Source organism: Kitasatospora sp. NPDC002522, from assembly GCF_053595195.1.
On sequence record NZ_JBSFXE010000032.1, the window covers coordinates 73,313 to 97,920 of the forward strand.

At 74.3% G+C, this 24,608-nt stretch carries 21 protein-coding genes; 8 read left to right on the forward strand and 13 right to left on the reverse strand.

What is annotated here, in order from left to right; all coding sequences use genetic code 11:
- Window positions 1–99: 99 nt before the first annotated feature.
- On the forward strand, window positions 100–2,736 hold the full coding sequence (locus ACWD4U_RS25165; RefSeq protein WP_363456872.1) for a tetratricopeptide repeat protein: 2,637 nt from the start codon (window positions 100–102) through the stop codon (window positions 2,734–2,736).
- A 21-nt stretch (window positions 2,737–2,757) separates the two neighbouring features.
- Here the strand turns inward: ACWD4U_RS25165 and ACWD4U_RS25170 are convergent, their stop codons facing one another.
- The 3 genes from ACWD4U_RS25170 to rpe all read right to left on the reverse strand — a co-directional run bounded on the left by ACWD4U_RS25170 (window position 2,758) and on the right by rpe (window position 5,668).
- A complete protein-coding gene (locus tag ACWD4U_RS25170; RefSeq protein WP_363456870.1) occupies window positions 2,758–3,717 on the reverse strand; it encodes a pirin family protein in 960 nt (319 codons plus the stop codon).
- A gap of 143 nt (window positions 3,718–3,860) precedes the next feature.
- Window positions 3,861–4,757 carry an alpha/beta hydrolase gene (locus ACWD4U_RS25175; RefSeq protein ID WP_363456869.1) on the reverse strand — a complete coding sequence of 299 codons (897 nt, stop codon included), beginning with the start codon at window positions 4,755–4,757 and terminating at the stop codon, window positions 3,861–3,863.
- Between the two features lie 227 nt (window positions 4,758–4,984).
- Window positions 4,985–5,668 (reverse strand): ribulose-phosphate 3-epimerase, encoded by a 684-nt coding sequence (rpe, locus tag ACWD4U_RS25180; RefSeq protein ID WP_363456866.1) that lies wholly within the window; start codon window positions 5,666–5,668, stop codon window positions 4,985–4,987.
- A 245-nt stretch (window positions 5,669–5,913) separates the two neighbouring features.
- Between rpe and ACWD4U_RS25185 the strand changes: the two genes are divergently transcribed.
- The 3 genes from ACWD4U_RS25185 to ACWD4U_RS25195 all read left to right on the forward strand — a co-directional run bounded on the left by ACWD4U_RS25185 (window position 5,914) and on the right by ACWD4U_RS25195 (window position 9,832).
- A complete protein-coding gene (locus tag ACWD4U_RS25185; RefSeq protein WP_363456863.1) occupies window positions 5,914–6,768 on the forward strand; it encodes an SCO6745 family protein in 855 nt (284 codons plus the stop codon).
- 86 nt (window positions 6,769–6,854) lie between these two features.
- A complete protein-coding gene (locus ACWD4U_RS25190) occupies window positions 6,855–7,925 on the forward strand; it encodes a hypothetical protein (RefSeq protein ID WP_363456860.1) in 1,071 nt (356 codons plus the stop codon).
- Window positions 7,926–7,981: 56 nt separating this feature from the next.
- Complete coding sequence (locus ACWD4U_RS25195; RefSeq protein WP_363456857.1) at window positions 7,982–9,832, forward strand: hypothetical protein; 1,851 nt, start codon at window positions 7,982–7,984, stop codon at window positions 9,830–9,832.
- 20 nt (window positions 9,833–9,852) lie between these two features.
- Here ACWD4U_RS25195 and ACWD4U_RS25200 read toward each other — a convergent pair whose 3' ends face one another.
- On the reverse strand, window positions 9,853–10,503 hold the full coding sequence (locus ACWD4U_RS25200; RefSeq protein ID WP_363456854.1) for a C39 family peptidase: 651 nt from the start codon (window positions 10,501–10,503) through the stop codon (window positions 9,853–9,855).
- Window positions 10,504–10,645: 142 nt separating this feature from the next.
- Here ACWD4U_RS25200 and ACWD4U_RS25205 point away from each other — a divergent pair, with 142 nt between their 5' ends.
- Both ACWD4U_RS25205 and ACWD4U_RS25210 read left to right on the forward strand, forming a co-directional pair.
- Window positions 10,646–11,068 (forward strand): hypothetical protein, encoded by a 423-nt coding sequence (locus tag ACWD4U_RS25205; RefSeq protein WP_363456851.1) that lies wholly within the window; start codon window positions 10,646–10,648, stop codon window positions 11,066–11,068.
- A 41-nt stretch (window positions 11,069–11,109) separates the two neighbouring features.
- Window positions 11,110–11,823 (forward strand): leucine-rich repeat domain-containing protein, encoded by a 714-nt coding sequence (locus tag ACWD4U_RS25210; RefSeq protein WP_363456849.1) that lies wholly within the window; start codon window positions 11,110–11,112, stop codon window positions 11,821–11,823.
- A 47-nt stretch (window positions 11,824–11,870) separates the two neighbouring features.
- Here ACWD4U_RS25210 and ACWD4U_RS25215 read toward each other — a convergent pair whose 3' ends face one another.
- From ACWD4U_RS25215 to ACWD4U_RS25225, 3 genes are all read right to left on the reverse strand, one after another.
- Window positions 11,871–12,842, reverse strand: coding sequence for an aldo/keto reductase (locus ACWD4U_RS25215; protein WP_363456846.1), 972 nt, complete (start codon window positions 12,840–12,842; stop codon window positions 11,871–11,873).
- A gap of 86 nt (window positions 12,843–12,928) precedes the next feature.
- Complete coding sequence (locus ACWD4U_RS25220) at window positions 12,929–13,714, reverse strand: ABC transporter permease (RefSeq protein ID WP_363456843.1); 786 nt, start codon at window positions 13,712–13,714, stop codon at window positions 12,929–12,931.
- Entirely contained in the window at window positions 13,711–14,721 is a 1,011-nt protein-coding gene (locus ACWD4U_RS25225) for an ATP-binding cassette domain-containing protein (protein ID WP_363456840.1), read from the reverse strand. Before ACWD4U_RS25225 ends, ACWD4U_RS25220 begins: the two co-directional genes overlap by 4 nt.
- Window positions 14,722–14,874: 153 nt before the next feature.
- Between ACWD4U_RS25225 and ACWD4U_RS25230 the strand changes: the two genes are divergently transcribed.
- The gene (locus ACWD4U_RS25230; protein WP_363456837.1) at window positions 14,875–15,564 is read left to right on the forward strand and encodes a TetR/AcrR family transcriptional regulator; all 690 of its coding nucleotides are present in this window, start codon (window positions 14,875–14,877) and stop codon (window positions 15,562–15,564) included.
- Window positions 15,565–15,641: 77 nt separating this feature from the next.
- Here the strand turns inward: ACWD4U_RS25230 and ACWD4U_RS25235 are convergent, their stop codons facing one another.
- The 3 genes from ACWD4U_RS25235 to def all read right to left on the reverse strand — a co-directional run bounded on the left by ACWD4U_RS25235 (window position 15,642) and on the right by def (window position 18,730).
- A complete protein-coding gene (locus tag ACWD4U_RS25235) occupies window positions 15,642–17,075 on the reverse strand; it encodes an RsmB/NOP family class I SAM-dependent RNA methyltransferase (RefSeq protein WP_363456834.1) in 1,434 nt (477 codons plus the stop codon).
- A gap of 118 nt (window positions 17,076–17,193) precedes the next feature.
- On the reverse strand, window positions 17,194–18,126 hold the full coding sequence (fmt, locus tag ACWD4U_RS25240) for a methionyl-tRNA formyltransferase (RefSeq protein ID WP_363457005.1): 933 nt from the start codon (window positions 18,124–18,126) through the stop codon (window positions 17,194–17,196).
- Window positions 18,127–18,184: 58 nt separating this feature from the next.
- The gene (gene def, locus ACWD4U_RS25245) at window positions 18,185–18,730 is read right to left on the reverse strand and encodes a peptide deformylase (RefSeq protein WP_363456831.1); all 546 of its coding nucleotides are present in this window, start codon (window positions 18,728–18,730) and stop codon (window positions 18,185–18,187) included.
- A 215-nt stretch (window positions 18,731–18,945) separates the two neighbouring features.
- Here def and ACWD4U_RS25250 point away from each other — a divergent pair, with 215 nt between their 5' ends.
- A complete protein-coding gene (locus ACWD4U_RS25250) occupies window positions 18,946–19,425 on the forward strand; it encodes a hypothetical protein (protein ID WP_363456829.1) in 480 nt (159 codons plus the stop codon).
- 171 nt (window positions 19,426–19,596) lie between these two features.
- On the opposite strand, the gene ACWD4U_RS25255 is transcribed toward ACWD4U_RS25250, so the two are convergent.
- From ACWD4U_RS25255 to coaBC, 3 genes are all read right to left on the reverse strand, one after another.
- Window positions 19,597–21,669: a primosomal protein N' gene (locus tag ACWD4U_RS25255; protein WP_363456826.1), complete on the reverse strand. Its 2,073-nt coding sequence runs from the start codon at window positions 21,667–21,669 to the stop codon at window positions 19,597–19,599.
- Window positions 21,670–21,761: 92 nt separating this feature from the next.
- Window positions 21,762–22,973 carry a methionine adenosyltransferase gene (gene metK, locus ACWD4U_RS25260; protein WP_363456823.1) on the reverse strand — a complete coding sequence of 404 codons (1,212 nt, stop codon included), beginning with the start codon at window positions 22,971–22,973 and terminating at the stop codon, window positions 21,762–21,764.
- A 225-nt stretch (window positions 22,974–23,198) separates the two neighbouring features.
- Complete coding sequence (gene coaBC, locus ACWD4U_RS25265) at window positions 23,199–24,413, reverse strand: bifunctional phosphopantothenoylcysteine decarboxylase/phosphopantothenate--cysteine ligase CoaBC (RefSeq protein WP_363456820.1); 1,215 nt, start codon at window positions 24,411–24,413, stop codon at window positions 23,199–23,201.
- Window positions 24,414–24,608 lie beyond the last annotated feature (195 nt).

The following is a 24,608-nucleotide window of genomic DNA, read 5'->3' on the forward strand; positions in this document are numbered from 1 at the left end:
GGAACGGAATCCGGAGTGAGCCGCGCGTCGGCGCGCGGATTTCGGGTAGGGAGATCGGGGGCCGGTGCGGTCCACAACGGCCGGCTGACGGGGGCGGGAATGCTGGCGGAAGCGCTGGCGGCGCTGGCTGCCGCGGGTGGGACAGCGGTGGCACAGGCCGCCGGAACCGAGGCGTGGGCCGCGGTGCGGGAACGGGTCGTACGGGTCTTCAGCCGGTCCGGATCCCGGGACGTCGATGCGGTGTCTGCGGAACTCGACCGTCTATCGGCCGGAGAGGACGGTGCGGCGGGCCGCCTGGAATCTGCTGCAACGGTGTGGCGGTCCCACTTCGAGGCGCTGCTTCGCCAACTCGATGGTCCTGACCGCGAGTCGGCCGTCGCCTTGCTGCGCGAGGTGATCGGGCTCTCCGGCGCGGCCACGGCTGTCACGTCGTTGGGCAATAACTCGCCGGCCTTCGGCGGACACGCCAGTTTCTCGGCCGAACCCGGTGGACTCGCAGCCGCGACGGTCGGTTCCGCGTTCACCATCGGGCATGCCGGAGTGGCGGCCGGACGGGTGGACCAGCTGAACGTCTACTTCCAGAACGACGTCCGAACTGGCGCGATGACCCTCAGTCCGCCCTTGGCGCGACGGAACCCCAACCACCCCCCACGTGGCCGGGAAGCCCTCCTGGAAACCCTGACCGACCTGCTCACGGACACCTCACCGAGCGGGGCCCACGTACTCCACGGCATGGGCGGGTCGGGCAAGACCACCCTGGCCTTGGAGGCAGCGCACCACGCCTCCACGAACGGCATCCAGGTCTGGTGGATCGGTCCCGCGGACCAGGACGCACTGGCGTCGGGACTGCTCACGGTCGCCCGGCAGGCCGGTGCCACCGAAGAGGAGGTCCGCACTCGCGACAGGGCGGACCTGCTGTGGCAGGTCCTCGAAAGGTACGACCGACGGTGGCTGCTTGTCGTGGACGGGATGGACGATCCCCGGCGCCTCGACAACACCGGTCGCCTGAGCGACGGCACCGGCTGGATCCGCCCGCACCGAGGCAACGGACTCGTCCTGATCACCACGCGGACCGGAGCTGCCGAGGCGTGGGGGCCGGGCTTCCGGCTGCACCACGTCGGGAGTCTGGCGTCCTCTGATCCAGGTGAGCACGGGGTGGTAGCCCCGTCGCCCGCCGCCCAGGTCCTCATCGACTATGCGGGTTCCGACAAGGGCGCGCTCCGGGATGCCGAGGCGTTGGCCACGCGCCTCGGCGGCCTGCCACTCGCTCTCCGGCTTGCGGGCAGCTACCTCGCCGACGTATCAGAGCAGCCGTGGCCGGACACGACCGCGGCGCTGACCTTCGCGGCCTACCTGCAGGCCGTCGAGGAGGGTGGTCCCGATCGGTCCGACCCGAACCGAGTCACCAGGAGTGCAACGATGCTGACCCTCGACCAACTGGCCAGCCGCGGCCTACCCGAGGCACGCCCCCTGATCCGGCTGCTCTCCGCCTTTGCGAACGCGCCTCTCCCGTACGTGACGGTGCTCCACCCGGACAGGATCGCCGCCGTGGCTCCGCTCGGTGTCTCTGACGGCGCCCACCTCTGGCGCCTCCTCAAGGCACTCGCCGACCTGAGCCTCATCGAAGTCGACGGTGCGTCAGTCACTCTGCCCATGCTGAGGCTCCATCCGCTGGTGCGCGACGCCGCGCGCACCGAGGAGGCTCCATGGGCGCGGCCGGCGGCCGGCCTACTGCTGAACGGCGCCGTCGAGGCCCTGCGCCACCAAGTCGAGGACCCCGCTTCCTGGCCGCAGTTGCAGGCGCTGGCGCCACACGTGTTCGATGCCCACCGGCTGGCCATCGAAGCAGTGGACGATGACGAGGGCATCGTGAGCGCGGGCGCTGCGGCTCTACTGGTCGCGCGGTACCTGGACCTACGGGGCCTCTACTCGGAGGCCGAGAACCGCATCCAGGACGTCTACCTGGCGCGGCGTGACGTCTTCGGAGAGCACAATCTGGCCACCCTGGACGCCCGGTACAGCCTGGCCCGCGTGGCACGTAAGCAGGGCCGGGCGGAAGAGGCCGAGGCCGAGCTCAGGACCGTAGCGGACGAACTGCGCCGGCTCCTCGGAGAGGACGACGCCAGCGGACTCGCCGTCCGCCACACCTGGGCCATGGTGCTGCGCGAGCTCGGCCGGCTGGACGAGGCCGAGCAGGAACATCACGCGGTGTGGCAAATCCGGGCCCGGCTCCTCGGCGAGCACCACCCTGACACCCTCGTCTCCCGCTACAGCCTGGCCAGGATGGCCCGCGAGCGCGGGGACCTGTCCCATGCGGAGGCTGAGTACCGGATCGTCCACCGCGCACGCTGCCAGGTACTCGGAGAACGCCACCCCGACACGCTGGCCACACGCCACAGCCTCGCCGTGGTGGCCCGCAGGCTCGGGCGGTGGGAGGAGGCCGAGGCCGGGTTCCGTGAGGTGCTCGCAGCCAGGATCGAGATACTCGGCGAGGGACACCCGTACACGCTGATCACCCGCACAGAACTCGCCCTGCTTGCCTGGGAACACCGGGACCTCAACTCGGCCGAGCTTGAACTGGCAACGGTCCTGGAGCTGCGGATCCGGGCGCTCGGAGAGAGCCATCCGCAGACCGCATGGACAGCAGCGAATCTGCAGCACCTCCGCGAACTCCGCAGGGCCGGCACGCCGTTGTCCCAGGTCGGCCCCGCTCCCCAGCAGGGCCCCAGCGACTGAACGGCTGCCGCACAAATCACGTCAGCGTGCCCTTCCCCTGGCCTTCAGGGGGACGCTCGGCAGTTCGGGAGCGGGCAGGCGGGTGCCGTCGTAGCCGTGGACTTCGCCGAAGCGGGTGCCGGCCTGCCAGTCGTCCCGGGCCTGGGTGATCTCCTCGGCGGTGCGGCCGATGAAGTTCCACCACATGACGATCTGTTCCTCGAAGGGTTCGCCGCCGAGGAGGAGGACGGCGGCGTCGGTGCGGGCGAGGAGGGGGAGTTCGCGGCGGCCGCAGCCGAGGTAGAGCAGGGAGCCGGGTTCGACGGGGACGCCGTCGACGTCGACGGTGCCGGTCATGGCGAGGACGGCGTACTCGAAGCCGGGGTCGATCGGGAGGCGGTGGGCGGCGCCCTCGCGAAGGGTGAGGTCGGCGCCGGTCAGGGCGGTGTGGGTGGTGCCGGGGGAGGTGGCGCCGTCGAGGGTACCGAGAATCAGGCGGGCGTCGAGCCCGCCGGCGCTGACCACCGGGAGTTCGGCGTGGTGCTCGAAGGCGGGCGGGGTGTGCCGGTGGGCGTCGGGCAGGGCGACCCACAGCTGGGCGCCGTGCAGGTAGCGGGCGTGCTCCCGGGGCGACTCCTCGGAGTGCGAGATCGCCCGCCCCGAGGTCATCAGCCCGAGTTCGTACGGGCGGACGGTCTGCACGCTGCCGAGGCTGTCGCGGTGCAGCACGGTGCCCTGGTGCAGCCAGCTGACGGTCTGCAGCCCCATGTGCGGATGCGGCGGGACCTGCATCCCGGGCTCCTGTGCGATGTCGTCGGGCCCGTAGTGGTCGACGAAGCACCAGGCGCCGACCATCCGCCGACCGAGGTTGGGCAGCAGCCGGCGCACCACGGTGGACTCGCCGAGCGGGACGGTGCGCCCGGTCAGCAGGTCCTTCACCGGTCCGGTGGCGGCCTGGTTGCCGCAGACGCTCGGCGAGGGCTTCCGATCGAGGTTGCTCATGCCGCCAGTATCGACCTGACGATGCGTCGGCAGCGGTTGCGACGGGCCGTCGGCGAAAGGCGGGCGATCGGCGAGAGGCGGGCCGTCGGCAACGGTCGCCCGCGAGCGCCTCAGTCGCGACGGGCCGTCAGGGCGGTCTCGGCTCAGGCCCGGCCGACCAGCTCCAGCGCGGCGGGCAGCACCCGCCGCCAGAAGCCGTCGGTGTGCTCGCCGCGCGGGAAGTGGGTCTCGGCGACGTGGCCGGCCAGCTCGCGGGCGGCCGGGCAGAACGGGTCCTCGGTGCCGCACCAGACAGCGGTGCGGCCGGCTCCGGGGAGCGCGTCGAGGTGCTGGAGCGGCTCGTGGGCCCGCCAGTCGGCTTCGTCCTGGTAGGCGTCGACGGTGCGGGCGTCCGGCCAGCTGCGGAACAGCGCGGGGCTGAGCAGCGCGGTGGCGGCGAGGCCGCCCCGGGCCCGGGCGTACTGCAGGGCGCCGGAGCCGCCCATCGAGATGCCGAGCGCCCGGGACGGTGCGGGCAAGCCGAACTCGGCTATCCAGCCGGGGAGTTCGGTGGTGAGCAGGCGCATCGGGTCGTCGCCGCCGCGCGGGTGCCAGTAGGTGGCGTCACCGCCGTCGACGGCGACCACCCGGAACGGGGGGACGCCCGCGGCGACGGCGGCGGCCAGGAACTGCGGCAGCCCGAGGCCGAGGAACCCCTCCGCGCTGCTGCCTCGCCCGTGCAGCGCCAGGCAGACCGGGAGTGCGGAACCCCCGCCGCCGGGCGGATCGATGACGACCAGTCGGACGTCGCGTCCGCGAGCGGCGGAGTGCCGGGTCTCGGTCCGCACCGGGCCGGGCCGGACGTCGGGCACCGTGCCGTCGTCGCCGGTCAGGCCGAGGGCGCGGCGCACCCGGACACCGCCGGGCAGCACGTCCTCGACCATCGCACCGCCGACCGCCCCCGTACCGAGCGCGGCGAGGGCGAGCGCCCCGAGGAAACGCCGCCGCCCGCTGCCGTGCCCGACCCTCGGCGCCACCACGTCCGACGCGCCGTCAACCACCGTCTGCTCCCGCACCCGCACCCCGCCCCGCGACCGACCGACCGTGCCGACGCCTGCCGCGCCGGCCCCTACCGCAGGGGGGGACGCGCACCGCGTGCAAGCGGTTTCCGGAACCGGCACCAGCACGCCGCGGCAGCGGCAGCGGCCACGACTCAACAGCGACAACCTCACCGGCGGCAGCCTCAACAGCGACAACCTCAACAGCGACAACCTCACCGGCGGCAGCCTCAGTGGCGACAGGCCCAGCCGGCCGAGGCGGTCGCGGCGTCGGCCTGCGCCCGCAGCGCCCGCACCGCCTCCGCGGGGTCGGCCGCGCCGTACACCGCCGAGCCGGCCACGAAGACGTCGGCGCCGGCCTCCGCGCAGGCCTCGATGGTCGCGGTGGAGACGCCGCCGTCGACCTGCAGCCACAGCTCGAGGCCGTGCTTGTCGATGAGCTGCCGGGTGCGGCGGATCTTCGGGAGCATGATGTCGAGGAAGGCCTGGCCGCCGAAGCCGGGCTCCACCGTCATGATCAGCAGCATGTCCAGCTCGGGCAGCAGGTCCTCGTACGGCTCGATCGGGGTGGCGGGGCGCAGTGCCATCGAGGCGCGGGCGCCCTTGGCGCGGATCTCCCGGGCGAGGCGGACCGGTGCGGCGGCGGCCTCCACGTGGAAGGTGACCGAGCCGGCCCCGGCCTCGACGTACTGCGGCGCCCAGCGGTCGGGCTGTTCGATCATCAGGTGGCAGTCGAGCGGGATGTCGGTGGCGCGGGCCAGCGACTCGACGATCGGGACGCCCAGCGTGAGGTTCGGCACGAAGTGGTTGTCCATCACGTCCACGTGCAGCCAGTCCGCTCCGCGGACCGCCTCGGCCTCCGCGGCCAGGCGGGCGAAGTCGGCGGACAGGATGCTGGGGCTGATCTGCGCCATGGGAGGGTACCTTCACGACTCGGTGCGGGTGGCCGGGGTGGCCGCTCGCTCCATCATCCCCTGCCCCCGCCACCGCCCGGACCCCGGCCGCCCCGGTCCGCCACCGCCCGGACCCCGGCCGCCCCGGTCCGCCGCCCCCGCGCTGCGGGCCCGGCCCCCGCCCGGGCGATCTTCCGCGGCGCGCGGCGCTCTGGCAGGCTCCGGTACGCCTGACCGTTCGTCCACCCTCGTCGAAAGGCACCCCGATGACCGAGCCGGTGCACCCCGCGCGTGCGCTGTGGTGGCTGTTCGAGCCCGTCCACGCGCTCACCTACTTCTCGCCGGAGAGCCGCGCCGCGTACGAGGCCGCGGGGCTGCGCGGGTACTGGCGCGGCTACTTCGGCGGCCGGTCCGCGCCGCTGGGCGCGGTGGACGCGACGCCGGTGGTCGCGGCGTTCTTCAACTTCGCGCCGGCGATGGTGGAACGGGCGCTGCCGGAGCTGTGGTCCCGGGCCACGCCGGAGCAGGCGCTGCACGCCCGGGTGACCGGGGCGGTCGCCGCGCTCGACCGGGTGCTCGCCGACGTCCAGCCCGAACTCGTCGACCACTCGGTCGAGTTGCTGGAGCGAGCGGTCGCCGGACTGGACTGTGCGGGCCGGGTGCTGGCCGCCGCCAACGCCGCGCTCCCCCGGCCGGAGGGTCGCCTCGCCCGGCTCTGGCAGGCCACCACCGTGCTGCGCGAGCACCGCGGCGACGGCCACGTCGCGGCCCTGGTCGCCGAGGGCCTGGACGGCTGCGAGGCGCTGGTGGTCCGCTGCGCCCTCGACACCCGGCGGGACACCCTGCAGCCGCACCGCGGCTGGACCGACGAGCAGTGGGACGCCGCCACCGCCCGCCTGGTCGACCGCCGGTGGCTCGCCCCCGACGGCGCCCTCACCCCCGAGGGCCGCACCCGCCACCAGGCCCTGGAAGCCGCCACCGACCTGGCCGCCGCCCGGGTCTGGAGCGACTTCCACCGCGCCGAACTCGACGACCTGGCCGCCGCCCTGCGCCCGATCGCCGCCGCCTGCCGCGCCGACCTCCCGCCCACCACCCCGATCGGCCTGCCCACCGCGTCCTGACACCCCGTCACCCCACCTCACCCGCCGCCCGATCCCGCACGGCCCGGCCGCGTACGGCCCCTGCCCGGTGGTGGCAGGATGCCCGGATGGACGAGATCCTCCGCGTGGCCGGGCGGCTGCTGGGCACCGGCCTGTCCGGTCCCGTCGACCTCGGCGGCAGCCGTCGCACCACCGTGCTGCGCTGCCGCACCGAGGACGGCCGCACCGTCGTCGTCAAGGCGTACACCGGCGGGCCGGAGGCACTGCGCTGCTTCACCGCCGAGGCGGCGGGGCTGACGCTCGGCCTGGCCGGCCCGCCGCTGCTGGCGGCGGACCTCGACGTGCCGCTGCTGGTACTGGGCGACCTCGGCACCGCGCCGTCCCTCGCCGACGTACTGCTCGGCGACGACCCGCGGGCCGCCGAGGCGGGGCTGCTGGCGTGGGCCCGCGGACTCGGCCGCCTGGCGGCCCGCTCGATCGACCGGCAGGCCGAACTCGCGGCGCTGTGGCGGCGGTTCGACGTCGGCATGCCGAGCTGGGCGGACGATCCGTGGATCCCGCGGAACGCGGCCGCCCTCCCCGGCGTGCTCACCGCGGCCGGGATCGCCGCCCCGGCGGGGCTGGCGGCGGAGCTCGCCCGGATCGGCCCGGCGGGCGGCGAGGAGTACCCGGCGTTCAGCCCCGGCGACACCTGCCCCGACAACAACCTGCTCACCGCGGACGGTCTGCGGCTGCTCGACTTCGAGGCCTCCTGCTACCAGTCGGTGTTCCTCACCGCGGCGTACTGCCGGATGCCCTTCTCCACCTGCTGGTGCGTCCTCGCCCTCCCCGACGGCCTGGCCCGCCGGGTCGAGGAGGCGTACCGGGCGGAGGTCGTCGCCGTCTACCCGGCGCTCGCCGCGGACGCGGAGTGGGAGGCCGGGATGCGCGACGCGGTCGCCGTGTGGACGGTCGACGCCACGGTGCGGATGCTCCCGCACGCCGGCGAGGACCGGCTGCTGCACGCCACCCGCCGCCCGGTCCCGACGAGGCGTCAACTCCTGCGCCACCGCTGGGAGCAGGCGGCGCGCCTGGACGGGTTCCCGGCGCTCCGCGAGACCGTCGGCCGGCTGCTGGACGAGGTCGCCGCGGGCTGGGACGTGGCACCGCTGCCGGGCTACCCGGCGTTCGCGTCGTAGCACTCCGATACGGCAGCGTGGCCCGGCCGTGATCAGTCGTCAGCACACTGGTTCCCATGCGGATCGTGGGGGAACGGGCTGCGGCGACCGGGGCGGTGCTGCGCTGGGCCGGTCATCCGGGAACGGTCGCGGCAGTGCTGCTGCTGGGGTTCAACGACCGGTCGGGGAAGCGGATTTGGCCCGGTCCGGTGACCGGCAAACTGAGCGACCTGGCGTGGATGCTGGTCGCGCCGCCGGTACTGGCGCTGCTGCTCACGCCGGTGCTGCGGCTGCGCGGCCACTGGCCGGCGGCGGTCGGCATCGGTGGCACCGCACTCGCCTTCGCGGTGGCCAAGTCCGGCGTCGCCGGTGGTGAACTCGCCTCCCGCATCTGGTCGTTGAGCGGCGTCCCGAGCCGGATCAAGGGCGACCGGAGCGACCTCCTGGCGCTCCCGGTGCTCGCCGTCGCCTGGTGGCTGTGGCGTCGCGCCCACCGCTCGTGGCACTCCCGGCACCCCTGGCACGTCCGCCGGGCCCTCGCCGTGCTCACCGTCCCGCTCGCGGTGGCGGCCGTGGTGGCGACCTCCGCGCCGCTCCAGAGCCCGCCGCTGCTGACCAGCCGGGACGGGCGGCCGATGCTGCGGACCTTCGACGGGAACTTCCACAGCAACTGGTGGACCACCGACGACGGCGGCCTGACCTGGCAGGTCGTACCCCGCCTCCCCTACGACCTCCCGGACGCCGACGACGGCCCGCCGGCCGACCAGGGCCGCTGCGTTCCGGCGCAGCCTCTGCTCTGCTACCGCCTGCTCGGCACCGACCGCCCCATCGAGTCCACCCAGGACGGCGGCCTCACCTGGCAGACCGCCTACGCCCCACCCGAACTCCTGACGACCACCGCCCCGTCGCCCCCACAGCCCGCCTCGCTCACCCCGTCCACGGTCGACGCCTCCCCCGCCCCCTCGACTGCCGACGCCTCAGCTGCACTCTCCTCCCCCGCCCCCTCGACAGCCGACGCGTCGCTCGCCTCCGCTGCCACCGACCCTTCCCTGGCCCTCTCGGCTGCCACCTCCTCCCCCGCCCCGTCCGCTGTCGACGCCTCGCCCGACCCCGAGGCGGCCGCCGGGGCGCCCTCGTCCTCGTCAGGAACGGAATCGTCGTCGCCCGCCGGTCCGAAGGGCGAGCTGCTGGTGGTCGCGCTGCCGGGCGGCGGGCACGGCGTGATCGTGAACTACCCGGCGACGGGTATCGCCGTCCGTACCGCCGACGGCCGCTGGACGACGGTGCCGGTGCCGCGGACCCCGCCGTGGCTGGTGCGGAACCAGCCGCGCGTCCACTGGACGGGCCAGGGGCTGCCGGTCGCACTGGCGGTCGGCGCCGCCGCGCTGTGCGCCGCCCTGGGTGCCCGAGCGCTGCGGGGCCTGCCGCCCGGCCGCCGCCAGGAGCCCGCCCGCGACCTGGCGGTCCGTCAGGTCCTGGTGCTCGCCTGGACCGGCGCCGCGGCCGTCGTCACCGCCGTCACGACGAACTTCGTCCTGGGGTGGCCGCTCGCGCTCGGCCTCTCCGGCGTGGTCGTGGCCGTGCTCATCGCGATGGTCCGCGTCCCGTCGTCCCCGCGGCCCGGCGCCCCGGGCACACCGCTGCTGTCCGTCGTCGGCGCGGTGGCGGCCGCCGTCGGCCTGTACCCGTTCGCCTGGTGGTCCGGGGGCACGATCGACTCCTGGTGGACGGCCTCCGCGCTGGCCCTCGCCTTCGCGCTCGGCGCCACGGTCCTCGGCGCCCTGGTCGGCTCCGTCCACCTCGACCCGAACCGCCGGCCGCCGCGCCCCGAGCGGCCGGACCGCCCGCAGTCACCCGCCGGCCGGCGCCCGGCGCCCGGGCCGTCCCGGCACCCTCGCCCGGGCCGCCCGTACCGCCCGCGGCACTGAGCCGGCGGCCGTGGGAACGGCTAGCGGGGCGGCGGTCCGAGGACGATGCCGCGGCCGGCGTAGAAGCGGTCGAGGTCGGTCCACGGCACCTTGGCGTGGCGTTGCGAGCCGTCGGGGAAGCCGGACGGGTTGTGGATGTACAGGTTGTCCTCGTCCGCGCCGACGGCGAGTACCAGGTGGCCGCCGAGGCGGGGCGGGTCCGGGGCGAGAGTGCGGATGCTCGGGTGGACGGAGATCATCGGGAGCCGTCCGGCCGCGAGTTCCCCGTACAGCTGGTCGGTGGGCAGCGGGCTCACCGCGTGCGCGGTCAGGCCCCAGCGGCGGCGGACGTAGCCGGCGAACGGGGTGTGGATCAGGCCGTCGAGCCGGCCGTCGGGGTGCCTGATGTACGCCCCGGCCTCCTGGCACTCCTCGGCGAGGCGGATCGCCGCGGGGGCGACGCCCCACCAGTGGTCGAGGGCCATCCGCAGGCAGGCAATCCCGCACAGCCGCCAGGACCAGTACTCGTAGTCCTCCTCGTCCGCCGCCCCGGACCGCTCCCACAGCGGATCGTCGCCGGCCCGCAGGGTGCCGTCGAGGATGTCCGGCACGAGTTCGGGCGACTCCCACTGCGCGTAGTAGGGCACCGCATGACTGATCGGCTTCACCCGGTCATCCTGACGTACTTTCATCCCGATCCCCGGCAACCCGCGCCGGGACATTCGGGCCCCCGGCGGGCCCTGCTAGCCTCTGCCTGACTTTCGATCAGTTGTCCGCGGACCGGCCGATTCCGCGCATCCCCGAGCATTCCCGAGCACTTGCGAGAGGCACGACGTGACCATACAGACCGCCACCGCCTGGATACTCTTCTTCGCCGGCGTCATCTTCGTCGCGGCACTCGTGCTGGGCGTGGTGAAGTGGCAGATGATGGTCACCTCGCCGACCGGCCTGGCGCACCCGTACATCGACACCGCGCACCGGTCCGCGCTGCTCTACTCCTTCGCGACCGGCCTGATCGCGGCGTTCGTGGAGCTGTCGAAGTGGCCGTCGGCGGTGAACCTGACGGCGGCCGGCGCCATGGTGCTGCTGTTCATGGGGACCATCGCGAACTACACCCGACTCGGGCTGCAGGGCACGACCGTCAACCAGATGCACAACCCGCCGCGCAGCATGCAGGTCGTGCTGGCGGTGCTGATCATCGGTGAGCTCGGCGGTTTCCTGGTCCTGCTGACCGGATTCGCCGCCGCCCAGCTCTGACCGACTCGCAGCGTGGGTCCCGCGCGGAACGGGAGGATGCCGTGACCGTCAACCTGTGGCGGCGGGGACTGACCGCCGTCCCGGCCGAGGTCTGGCAGCGCACCGACGCCGAGGTGCTGATCCTCGCCGACAACGAGCTCACCGAACTCCCGTCGCGGATCGGGACGTTCACGCACCTGCGGACCCTCGACCTGGGCCACAACCGGCTGGCCCGGGTACCGGAGGAGCTGGGCGCGCTGACCGCGCTCAGCGACTTCCTCTACCTGCACGACAACCGGCTCACCGCGCTGCCGGACTCCCTCGTGCGACTGCACCGGCTGCGCTACCTCAACGTCGGCGACAATCCGCTCGACCGGCTCCCGGACGCCCTGGGCGAGTTGCGCGGACTCGTCGAACTACGGGCCCAGCGCTGCCGGTTGACCCGGCTGCCGGAGCACCTCGACGGCCTGGGCCGGCTCCGCGAGCTGCACCTGGGCGGCAATCCGCTGACCGCGCTGCCGCAGTCGGTCGCCGCCCTGCGGGAGCTGCGCCGGCTCGAACTGCGCGACGGCGCCCTCACCGAGCTGCCGGAGACCCTCGCCGCGCTCCCCCGGCTGCGCGAACTCGACCTGCGCGGCAACCCGTTGCGCATCCTCCCGGACTGGCTGGCCGACCTCCCCGCGTTGGAGAAGCTCGACCTCCGCTGGACCCCGACCCGACCCGGGCACCGCCTGGTCGGCGCCCTGGAGGACCGCGGCTGCACGGTCTACCGCTGACGCCGGCGCCCGGCCCCGCACGTCCGCGGGGGCCGGGCACCGTCACCTCACCAGGCGTAGTCCTCCGGCGCGGTGCGGCGGCCGGGGAAGATCTCGTCCAGCCGGTCCAGCGTCTTCTGGTCCAGCTCGACGTCCAACGACCGGACGGCGGCCGAGAGTTGGTCGAGCGTACGGGGGCCGACGATCGGCGCGGTGACGGCCGGGCGGCTCAGCAGCCAGGCCAGCGCGACGTCGCCGGGCTCCTGTCCGAGTTCCTCGCACAGGTCCTCGTACGCCTGGAGCTGGTCGCGGTGCTCCGCCAGGGTCTCCTGCGCCCGGCCCTGGGCGCGGCGCACCCCCTCGCGCTCCTTGCGCAGCACGCCGCCGAGCAGCCCGCCGTGCAGCGGGGACCACGGGATCAGGCCGAGGCCGTAGTGCCGGGCCGCGGGGACGACCTCGAGTTCGACGCTGCGTTCGATCAGGTTGTAGAGCGACTGCTCGCTGGTCAGGCCGAGGAAGTTGCGGGCCCGCGCGGTCTCCTGGGCCTGCGCGAGGTGCCAGCCCGCGAAGTTGGAGGAACCGACGTAGATGATCTTCCCCTGGAGGGTGAGCACCTCCATCGCCTGCCAGATCTCGTCCCAGGGCGTGTCCCGGTCGACGTGGTGCATCTGGTAGAGGTCGATGTGGTCGGTCTGCAGGCGGCGCAGGCTGGCGTCGACGGCGCGGCGGATGTTGAGCGCGGAGAGCTTGCCCTCGTTGGGCCACTGGCCCATGTCGCCGTAGAGCTTGGTGGCCAGCACGGTCTTCTCGCGGCGGCCGCCGCCCTTGGCGAACCAGTTGCCGATGATAGACTCGGTGAGGCCCTTGTTCTCGCCCCAGCCGTACACGTTGGCGGTGTCGAAGAAGTTGATGCCCTGCTCGTGGGCGGCGTCCATGATCCGGTGCGCGTCGGCCTCTTCGGTGTGCACGCCGAAGTTCATGGTGCCCAGGCACAGGCGGGAGACGGACAGGCCGGTACGGCCGAGGTGGGTGTACTCCATGACTCCCCACCCTCTGCCGCACCGGCCCGCTTGTCCAGTACCCCTCGCCGGTCCGGCACCCCTCGCGGGGCCGCCGACCCAGGCCGCTACCGCCCCGCGCGGGCGTAGCTGCGCACCGCCAGCGGGACGAACACCGCCAGCAGCAGCGCGCACCAGGCGAGCGCCGCCGCCAGGGGGTGCTGCGCGGGCCAGGTGCCGCCCGGCGCCGAGGGGTTGCCGAAGAGCTGACGGCAGGCCTCGACCACCGCGCTGACCGGGTTCCACTCGGCGATCGCGGCGAGCCAGCCGGGCATCCCGCCGGTGGGCACGAAGGCGCTGGTGAGCATCGCGAACGGGATGGTGAGGACGCCGAGTTGACCCGCTGTCTCCTCCTTGCCGACCAGCAGACCGAGGGCGCTGCCGACCCAGGTGCAGGCGAACCGGAAGAGCAGCAGCAGCCCGAACGCGCCGAGCGCCGGGCCGAGCCCCTCGCGGATCCGCCAGCCGGCCGCCCAGCCGATCAGCGCGGTGGGCACCAGCACCACGGCGGCCACCAGCAGGTCCGCCAGCGTCTGGCCGGTGAGCAGCCCGAGCCGCGAGACCGACATCGAGCGCAGCCGGTCGGTGACGCCCCGTCCGGCGTCCCGGGCCGCGCCGACCATGGCGGGCATCAGACCGTTCAGCGCGACCAGGGCGAACAGGCCGGGCATCAGGAACTCCCGGTACGCCCCGCCGGGCACCGAGATCGCACTGCCGAACACGTAGCCGAAGACCCCGACCATCGCCAGCGGCACCAGCAGCGAGGCGGCCAGCAGGCCGGGCGAGTGACGGTAGATCAGCAGGATCCGCCGGGCCGAGGCGGCGGCGTCCACGGGCATGGTCAGCGCGCTCATGCGGCACTCTCCAGGGTCGGCTCGGTGCCCGTTCCGGGCGCGGTCGGGTCGGCGCCCCCGGCGGGCGTCGCGCCCGCGCCGGTCAGCGCCAGGAAGACGTCGTCCAGCGACGGGGTGCGCAGCGCGATGTCCCGGGCCACCACCCCGGCGGCGTCCAACTCCCGTACCAGTTGCGGCAGGGCGAGCGGCCGGACCGGGTCGGAGACCACGCTGAGGCGGGACGGCTCGGGCCCGGCGACGGGGTGTCCGCCGGTCAGCACGGCCAGCACGGCGCGGGCCCGGGCCGGGTCGGTGTCCTCGGCGAGCGTGACCTCCACCAAGGTGCCGATGGCGGCCTTGAGTTCGGCGGGGGTGCCGGCGGCGACGGCGGCGCCGCGGTCCAGCACGGTGATCCGGTCGGCCAGCCGGTCGGCCTCGTCCAGGTACTGGGTGGTGAGCAGCACCGTGGTGCCCTCGCGCGCCAACTCCCGTACGGCGGACCAGATCTCGCGGCGGCTGCGCGGGTCGAGTCCGGTGGTCGGCTCGTCCAGGAACAGCACCCGCGGCCGGGTGAGCAGGCTGGCCACCAGGTCGAGCCGGCGCCGCATCCCGCCTGAGTAGCCGCGCACCAGCCGGTCGGCGGCCTCCGCCAGCCCGAACGCCGACAGCAGCTCGTCCGCCCGGGCCCGGGCCTTCGCCGCGCCCAAGTGGTGCAGCCGGCCGAGCAGTTCGAGGTTCTCCCGGCCGGTGATGCCCTCCTCGACCGCCGCGTACTGCCCGGCCAGCCCGATCATCCCGCGCACCGCCGCCGCCTCCCGCACCACGTCGCGCCCGGCAACCAGCGCGCTCCCCCGGTCCGGCCGCACCAGGGTCGCGAGCACCCGCACCACCGTGGTCTTCCCGGCCCCGTTCGGCCCGAGCAGCCCGCACACGGCCCCTTCGGGAACGGTCAGTTCGAGTCCGTCCAACGCCACGGTGGCACCGAACCGCTTGCTCAGTCCCCGCACGGCAATCGCCGGGTCGCTCATGGCAGGCCCTTTCTGGGTACAGCGTACGTAGTCACCTCAGACTACTGGGTACGCCGTACGGAGAAAAGGTGTGACGCGCGACAGGACCCCGCACCGACCGGCCGCAGCGGAAACGGACGGCCCGCCTAGACTGGGCGGCGAGGTGATCAAGCAATGCCGTCCGCGGACGAACCCGAGCTGATCTGGCTGCGCCCCGAGTACTCCGGCCGCGGCCCCCGGCCGGCGCACAGCCGGGCGTCGATCGCGCGCGCCGCGGTCGCCGTCGCCGACGCGGAGGGGCTGGACGCCGTCACCATGCGGCGGGTGGCCGCCGAACTGGGCGCCGGGACCATGTCCCTGTACAACTACCTGCCGAAGAAGGAACACCTCTTCGACCTGATGGTCGATCAACTCGCCGGCGAGTACGACCTACCCGCCGCGCCCGGCGGCGACTGGCGCACCGACCTGACGCTGATCGCCCACCAGCTGCGCGCCCTCCTGGGCCGCCACCCGTGGGCGACCGAGCTGATCGCCCGCCGCCCCGGCCTCGGTCCGAACGGCCTGCAGGTGACGGAGTTCTACCTCGCCGCCCTCGCCAGCACCGCCCTGCCCGGGCCCGCGAAGATGGAGGCGTTCTCCCAACTCAACGGCTACGTCTGTCAGTTCACCGACTGGCAGCAGCGCTCAGCGCAGGCCGGCGCCCGCTGGCTGGCCGACCTGGTCCGCTACCTGCACACCGTCACCGCCGGCGGCGACCACCCCCACCTGGCCGCCGCCCTCGCCGAGGGCACCGAACCGGCCGACCCCGACGCGGTGTTCGAGCGCGGCCTGCAACGCCTGCTCACCGCCCTGATCGGCCCGTAGGGCGCGTCTTTCGTGTCCCTCGGGCCACGCCCCAGCCCGAGAACCCCCGAGCCCCCCCCCGGGAGGCCGACGCACCGTCAGGCCGTGCGCCGCAGCAGCGCCAGGTACATCGCGTCGGTGCCGTGCAGGTGCGGCCACAGCTGCACGTCCGGGCCGTCGCCCAGGTCCGGGACGCCGGGCAGCAGCGGGCGGGCGTCCACCCACTCCACACCGGAGTCCTTGCGCAGCACGTCGTCGACGACCGCCCGGGTCTCCGCCAGGTGCGGGGAACAGGTGGCGTAGCCGACCACACCGCCGACCCGCACCGCGTCCAGCGCCGAGCGCAGCAACTCCCGCTGCAGCGGCCCGAATCCGGCGATGTCCTCGGGACGGCGACGCCACCGCGCCTCGGGCCGGCGGCGCAGCGCGCCGAGGCCCGAGCACGGCACGTCCACCAGCACCCGGTCGAACACGCCCTGCTGCCACGCGCCGCGCGTCCCGTCGGCGGCGATCACCGCGTACGGCCCGGGGTTGCCGTCCAGGGCGCGGGCCACCAACCGGGCCCGGTGCGGCTGCTTCTCCGAGGCGACCAGCGCCGCGCCGCGCTCCGCGGCCAGCGCGCCGAGCAGCGCGGCCTTGCCGCCGGGGCCCGCGCAGCCGTCCAGCCACAGCCGGTCGGCGCCGTCCACGGGGGCGTTGGCGAGCGCCAGCGCGACCAGCTGGCTGCCCTCGTCCTGAACGCCGGCCCGGTTCTCCCGCACCGCCTCCAGATCCGCCGGGTCGCCGCCCTCGGCGAGCCGCAGCGCGAACGGCGACCAGCGGCCGTCCTCCGCCTCCGGCAGCGCCTCGCGCAGTTCGGCGACCGAGGAACGCCCGGGGCGGGCCACCAGGGTGACCTCGGGGCGGGCGTTGTCCGCCTCCAGCAGCTGCTCCATCGCCGCCCGCCCGGAGGCGTCCGGCTGCCAGCGGCCGAGCGCGTCCCACAACGAGGACACCACCCAGCGCGGGTGCGAGTGGACGACGGCCAGGTGGTCCTCGGCGTCGTCCTCGTACGGCGGGGCCACCTGGGCGACCCAGCCGGCCAGGTCCTGGGCGCTGATCTTGCGCAGCACCGCGTTGACGAACTTCGCCCGGCCGTCGCCGAGCACCACCCGGGCCAGCTCGACCGTCGCGGAGACCGCCGCGTGGCTGGGGATGCGGGTGCCGAGCAACTGGTGCGCGCCGAGCGAGAGCACGTCCAGAACCGGCGGGTCGACCTCGCGCAGCGGCCGGTCCACGCAGGCCGCGATGACCGCGTCGTACGTGCCCTGGCCGCGCAGCGTGCCGTACACCAGCTCGGTGGCGAGCGCCGCGTCCCGCCGGTCCATGCCCTTGCGCTCGGCCTCGCGCAGCAGCGACGGCAGGATCAGGTTGGCGTACGCGTCACGCTCGTCGACGGCCCGCAGCGCCCGGAAGGCGACGATCCGGGCGGGGTCCTTCTTCGGACGGCGGTGCGGACGGGGTGCGCGCTTGGCGCCGGCGGGGGTGCTCAACAGGGTGCCTCGAGACAAAGGTGCTGCGGATCAGGTCCGACCCGGACGGAGAACGGGTCTCACCCTGAAGTCTAGGGTGAGACCCGCCCGAACCCGGCATCCCGCGCGCAACGCGCCCTCAGCCCTCGAAACGCTCCCCGGACTCGATCCGCGCCCCGCGCGCCCAGTCCGCCGCCGCCATCGCCTTCTTGCCCTGCGGCCGGACCTCGCCCAGCTCCACCTCGTGGCTGCCGGTACCGACCCGCACGCTGTTCTTCGCCACCGCCAACTCGCCCGGCGCCAGCCCCGTCTCGGCGGGCAGCAGGCGCACCGGGCCGGTCACCTTCAGCCGCTCGCCGCGGAACATCGTCCACGCCCCCGGCGCCGGCGCGCAGCCGCGCACCACCCGGTCCACCCGCAGCGCCGGGTGGCTCCACTCGATCCGGGCGTCCTCCACCGTCAACTTCGGCGCCAGCGACACCCCGTCCACCGGCTGCGGCTCCGGCCGGGCCTGCCCGTCCTCGATCGCGTCCATCGTGCGCACCAGCAACTCGGCGCCCGCGTACGACAGTCGGGTCAGCAGCTCGCCGCTGGTGTCGGACGGCTTGACCGGCTCGGTCAGCAGCCCGTACACCGGGCCGTCGTCCAGCCCCTCCTGGATCCGGAAGGTCGACGCGCCGGTCATCTCGTCGCCCGCCAGCAGCGCGTGCTGCACCGGCGCCGCCCCGCGCCACGCGGGCAGCAGCGAGAAGTGCAGGTTCACCCAGCCGTGCACCGGGATCTCCAGCGCCCCGGGCCGGATCAGCGCGCCGTACGCCACCACCGGGCAGCAGTCCGGGGCGATCTCCGCCAGCCGCGCCATGAACTCCGGCTCGCTCGGCCGGACCGGCTTCAGCACCTCGATCCCGGCCTCCTCGGCGCGCTGCGCCACCGGACTGGCCACCAGCTTCCGCCCCCGCCCGGCCGGCGCGTCGGGGCGGGTCACCACGGCGACCACCTCGTGCCGGGAGGCCAGCAGGGCGTCCAGGGCGGGAACGGCGACCTCTGGGGTGCCGGCGAAGACGAGACGCACGGGCATGGGCCTTTCGTGGAGTCCGAATGGTCAGAACAGCAGATCGTCCGACAGATCGTCAGCGAATCGCACCGAAGGTGGAATGCGGTGAGACCTTCACCACCGGCGCCGGACCCCCGCCCCAGTCCGACTCCCGGATCGCCTTCATCGCCGCCTTCCGGGTCTCCCGGTCCAGCCGGTCGATGAAGATGATCCCGTCCAGGTGGTCCGTCTCGTGCTGGATGCACCGCGACAGCAGCTGGGTGCCCTCCACCGTCACCGGATCCCCGTGCATGTTGAAGCCCTTCGCCACCACGCCGTACGCCCGCTTGGTGTCGAACCGCAGCCCCGGCAGCGACAGGCAGCCCTCCGGACCGTCCTGCTCCTCCTCGCTGAGCGTCAGGTCCGGGTTGACCAGGTGGCCCACCACGCCGTCCACGTTGTACGTGAACACCCGCAGCGAGACGCCCAGTTGAGGCGCCGCCAGGCCGGCGCCCGGCGCCTCCAGCATGGTCTCGGTGAGGTCCTTCACCAACCGCCGCAGCTCCTTGTCGAAGACGGTCACCGGCTGCGCGGTCGCCCGCAACACCGGGTCACCGAAGATCCGGATCGGCTGCACGGCCATCGGCTGGCACTCCCCACTTCTCCAGGACGCGACGGAAACGTCGATCACCGGGAAGTCTATGCAATCCCCGCCACCTGTTCGGAGCAGCTTCTGGCATATCCCGAGTCACGTCCGCGCGTGACCCAGCGGCTCGGCGCGCGTTGGTCAATGCGAATTGACCGGAGCGCGCGAGTGCCCCGGAGCAAGCGACCCGATCGAGAGGTGGCAACGAGGCCATGGCCGAGCAGATCAATCACGACGCCCGGGCCCGGGCGTCCCTGCACCTGCTGGTGCGGGACATCGAACGGGTCCGCCGCCAGGTCGACGCCCTGCGCACGCTCACCGCCCAGCTGGGCAACGTCTACCGCCCCCGCCGCCCCAGCACCTCCGCCGGCTTCGTCGTCTACGGCCGCGCCCCCGCCCCCACCGTCCGCCTCGCCCAGGAACTCCGCGAGAGCGTCGAAACCCTGGTCGCCGCCGCCGTCGAGTTCGACCGCGCCCTCGGCTTCTCCTGGGACTCCGTAGGCTCCGCCCTCGGCGTCACCAAGCAGGCCGTCCACCGCCGCTACGGCATGCGACGCCCCGCCGCCGAACTCCTCCCCGCCCCCCGCGAAACCGAACCCCCCACCCCGACCCCCCTCCCCGCCACCACCCCCCGCCCCCCGATCCCCCAAGCAAGGCAGGCCAGCCCCCTGATGCCCCAACGCACCCGATAGCGCCGACTGAAACCTCGCGCCCCGCATGGGGGGCTGGGGGTACCCCCAGCCCCCCATGGGGCTGGGGGCGGAACTGCGCGAGCAACCCACCCCCTGCCGCAAGCTCCGCCCAACGAGACGCACCCCCCACCCAGGGCGGCGGCCCCCATCACCCGATAGCGGCAGCCCCCGTCACCCGATGTCCGTCGGATCCACCCGAATCCGCACCGTCTCCGCCCCCCGCAACGCCAGCCGCGCGATCTGAGCCGCCTTCAGCGCCGCAGCCAGCGCCGCGCCCTGCCCCGGAGCGACCCGCACCAGCGCCCGCTCGACCCCCTCCCCCCGGTCCGCGCCGTACACCGGCACCGGCCCCAACACGTCCGCGCCGTCCGGCAGTCGGAGCAGCCCCAGCAGATCGGCGACCGCCCCGGCCGTGCCCGTCACCGAGGCCATCCGCGAGACCGGCGGGAACCGCAGTTCCTCCCGCTCGTCCAGCTCGACCCCCGCGTGCCCGGCGGGGTCCCACCGGACCAGCGCCTGCACCGCCCGCGCCGACGGCTCGCCCACCACGACGACCACGCCGCCCTCACCGGCCGGCCGGACCAGCGACGCGGCCGACAGCCAGCGCCGCACCGCCTCCTCCCCGGCCCGCAGGTCCGGCCGGTTCAGCAGCGCCCAGCCGTCCAGCAGCAGCGCCGCCGCGTACCCGGGCCCCTCCGCCACCGGCTCCGCGCCGGGCGTCGAGATGACCAGCGCCGGCCCGGCGGGCACCGCCGCGAGCACCGCGTCCCGCCCGGACGTCCGCACCGGTACCCGTGGAAACGCCTTGCCCAGCTCCTCCGCGGTACGCCGCGCCCCGACGACCTGCGCCCGCAGCCGGAACGACCCGCACTCGAGGCAGTGCCAGTCGCTCTCCTCCACGCCGCACCACGCGCACACCAGCGGCGCGCCCGCGGCGCGCGACTCCAGCGGCCCCCCGCACGGCCGGCACCGCACCGCCGCCCGGCACCGGTCGCAGGCGAGCCGCGGCGCGTAACCCCGCCGGGGCACCTGGATCAGCACCGGCCCGCGGGTCAGCGCCTCCCGCGCGGTCTCCCACGCGACGGACGGCAGCCGCGCGGCCTGCGCGGCGGCGTCCCGCGCCTGGTCGAACTCGGTGACGGTCCGTACCCGCGGCGCGGCCTCCCGGACCACGGCGCGCGCCGCGGCCAGCGGCCGCGCCCACCCGCTGCGCAGCAGCTGCGCGGCCTCCACCGTCATCGAGAAACCGCCGATCAGCACCGCGGCGTTCTCCTCGGCGGCGCGCAGCAGCGCCACCTCCCGCACGTGCGGGTAGGGCGCGTTGGGGTCGGCGTGGCTGCTGTCGCCGTCCGACCAGACCACCACCAGGCCGAGGTCGCGGACGGGCGCGAAGACCGCCGCCCGGGTGCCGATCGCGGCGTGCACCGAACCGCGGCTGACGGCCAGCCAACGGCGGTAGCGCTCCTGCGGGCCGGCCTCCGCGGCGAGCACCACGTGCCGGCCCTCGCCCATCACGTCCCGCAGCGCCGCGTCCACCCGGGCGACCGCCCGCCCGTCCGGCAGCACCACGAGTGCGCCGCGGCCGGAGGAGAGCGTCGCCGCCACCGCCCGGGCGATCTCGAACGGCCACTGCGGTCCGGGCAGCGCCGTCCACACCGCGCGCGGCGCGTGCCCGCCGGCCAGCGAGCCGGTGAACTCGGCGCCGTGCAGGTACCGCTCCCAGCTGCCCGGCGCGGGTGCGCCCGGCGGCGGGAGCGGGCGCGGTGACGGCTCGCCCTCGGCGCCGGCGTGCCGCGGTGGGATCGCCAGTTGCAGCACGTCCGCCAGCGTCCCGGCGTAGCGGTCGGCGACCGCCCGGCACAGCCGCAGCAGCGGCGGCGTCAGCACCCGCTCCGGCGAGAGCACCCGGGCCAGCGGCGCGAGCGGACCGGCGTAGTCGGAGGTGTCCCGCCGCTCGACGACGAAGCCGTCGTGCAGCGCGCCGCCCTCGCGGCGGCCGTGCGCGCCGACCCGCCCGCCGAACCGGACCCGCACCCGCACGCCGGGCTGCGCGTCCTCGGACATCGCCTCCGGCACCGCGTAGTCGAAGTACTGGTCGAGGCTGAGCACGCCCTTGTCGACCAGCACCCGGGCCACCGGCAGCCGCTCCGCGAGCACCACGCCGCGCGCAGCCCGCGGCTTCGCCCGGCGCACCGTCTCCCGGATGAACGCCAACTGCTCCCCGGCCCCGTCCGCGCTGCTCACCGTCCCAACCTATCCGACCCGTCGGACATACCCGCCCAAACGGAAAGCCGCCCGTGGGGCGAACCCCACGGGCGGCGAATCCTGACCGGGTGTCAGCCCGAGACGGCGGCCTTCAGCGCGTCGACGCGGTCGGTGCGCTCCCAGGTGAAGTCGGCGAGCTCACGGCCGAAGTGGCCGTACGCGGCGGTCTGCGCGTAGATCGGCCGCAGCAGGTCCAGGTCACGGATGATGGCGGCCGGACGCAGGTCGAAGACCTTGGTGACGGCTTCCTGGATCTTCAGCACCGGCACGGTCTCGGTGCCGAAGGTCTCCACGAACAGGCCCACCGGCTCGGCCTTGCCGATCGCGTACGCGACCTGCACCTCCGCGCGCCGGGCCAGGCCCGCGGCGACGATGTTCTTGGCGACGTACCGCATCGCGTACGCGGCGGAGCGGTCGACCTTGGACGGGTCCTTGCCGGAGAAGGCGCCGCCACCGTGGCGGGCCATGCCGCCGTAGGTGTCGATGATGATCTTGCGGCCGGTGAGGCCGGCGTCGCCCATCGGGCCGCCGATCTCGAAGCGGCCGGTCGGGTTGACCAGCAGGCGGTAGCCCTCGGTCACCAGCTTGATGCCCTGGTCGGCGAGGGCCTTCAGCTCCGGCTCCACGACGAACTCGCGGATGTCGGGGGTGAGCAGCGACTCCAGGTCGATGTCACTGGCGTGCTGCGAGGAGACCACCACGGTGTCGAGGCGGACGGCGCGGTCGCCGTCGTACTCGATGGTGACCTGGGTCTTGCCGTCGGGACGCAGGTACGGGATGGTCCCGTTCTTGCGGACCTCGGACAGGCGGCGGGAGAGCCGGTGCGCCAGGGTGATCGGCAGCGGCATCAGCTCGGGCGTGTCGTCGCAGGCGTAGCCGAACATCAGGCCCTGGTCGCCGGCGCCCTGCTTGTCGAGCTCGTCGTCGACGTCGCCCTCGACCCGGTGCTCGTGGGCGGTGTCGACGCCCTGCGCGATGTCCGGGGACTGCGAACCGATCGACACCGAGACACCGCAGGACGCCCCGTCGAAGCCCTTCTTCGACGAGTCGTAGCCGATCTCCAGGATCTTGTCCCGGACCAGCTGCGCGATCGGCACGTACGCCTTGGTGGTGACCTCACCGGCGATGTGCACCAGGCCGGTGGTGATCAGGGTCTCCACGGCGACGCGCGAGGAGGGGTCCTCCTTGAGGAGGGCGTCCAGGATGGTGTCGCTGATCTGGTCAGCGATCTTGTCGGGGTGTCCCTCGGTGACGGACTCCGAGGTGAACAGGCGGCGAGACACAGCGCTCCCTGGGGTTGCAGCGGCTGCTGACTGAATGCGCTCGGAAGTCCCGAGGCATCCGGAAAGACTTGATTCCTGGAGTGGAGTGTAACGGTCGGCTACCGATCGCGGGCACTCCCCTGACCCGGCCAGTTCTCCCGGCGAGGCGGATCACACCTGCGGTGATGCCGGGATCGGCAATCCGGAAGAAGCCAACTGCCCGGACAGCGCCGGGCCTTCCGTCGGTCAGCGGTCGGCTCCGGCGAGCCGGGCGGCCACCTGGTCCCAGATCGCGTCGGCCAGGTTCTCCTTCGGACCGTCCGGGATGTGGACTTCCGCGCCGTCCGCGCCGAGCAGCACCGCGGCGTTGGTGTCCTGGCCGAAGGCCTTGCCGTCGCCCACCTCGTTGACCACCAGCAGGTCGCAGCCCTTGCGGGCGAGCTTGGCCCGGCCGTTGGCGAGGATGTCGTCGGTCTCCGCGGCGAAGCCGACCACCACCTGGCCGGGGCGGGCCCGGTCGGCCGCCAGCTCGGCCAGCACGTCGGGGTTGCGGACCAGCGCGACCGGCGCGGGCTCGACCCCGTCCACCTTCTTGATCTTGCCGGTGGCGTACGCGGCGGGCCGGAAGTCGGCGACCGCGGCGGCCATCACCACCACGTCGGCGTCGGCGGCGGCCTTCAGCGCGGCCTCCCGCAGCTGCAGTGCGGTGCCGACCCGGACCACGTCCACCCCGGCCGGGTCGGGCAGTTCGGCGTTGGCGGCGATCAGCGTGACCCGGGCGCCGCGGGCGGCGGCGGTCGCGGCCAGCGCGTAGCCCTGCTTGCCGGAGGAGCGGTTGCCGAGGAAGCGCACCGGGTCGAGCGGCTCCCGGGTGCCGCCCGCGGAGACCACCACGTGACGGCCGGTCAGGTCCTGCTCCAGGCCGCCGCGGGCCAGCACCCGCCGGCACAGCGCGAAGATCTCCGTCGGGTCGGGCAGCCGGCCCTTGCCGGTGTCGACGCCGGTGAGGCGGCCGACCGCGGGCTCGATCACGATCGCGCCGCGCCGCCGCAGGGTCGCGACGTTCTCCTGGGTGGCGGCGTGCTCCCACATCTCGGTGTGCATCGCGGGCGCGAACACCACCGGACAGCGGGCGGTCAGCAGGGTGTTGGTGAGCAGGTCGTCGGCCAGCCCGTGGGCGGCCTTGGCCAGCAGGTCGGCGGTGGCGGGCGCGACCACCACCAGGTCGGCCTGCTGCCCGATCCGCACGTGCGGGACCTCGTGCACCCGCTCCCAGGTCTCGGTCGCCGCGGGCCGCCCGGACAGCGCCGCCCAGGTCGCCTCGCCGACGAAGTGCAGCGCCGCGGCGGTCGGCACCACGGTCACCTGGTGACCGGACTCGGTGAACCGGCGCAGCAGCTCACAGGCCTTGTACGCGGCGATCCCGCCGCTGACACCGAGGACGACACGGGGGGCGGTCATGACGGTCAGCTCTCCTCGAGGACGTGGGCTCGCCGACCACCTTAGACCGAGCGGTGATCGGGGGGCGGAGGGAGGAGCGGTGTCCGGGCCGAGTCCGGGAGTTTCGCGGCCGAGACCCGCACCAGGCTTGCTGGCCCTGCCGGGCGTGATGCCCGCCCCGATACCGGCCGAGTTCGACGCCCCGGAACTGTCGAG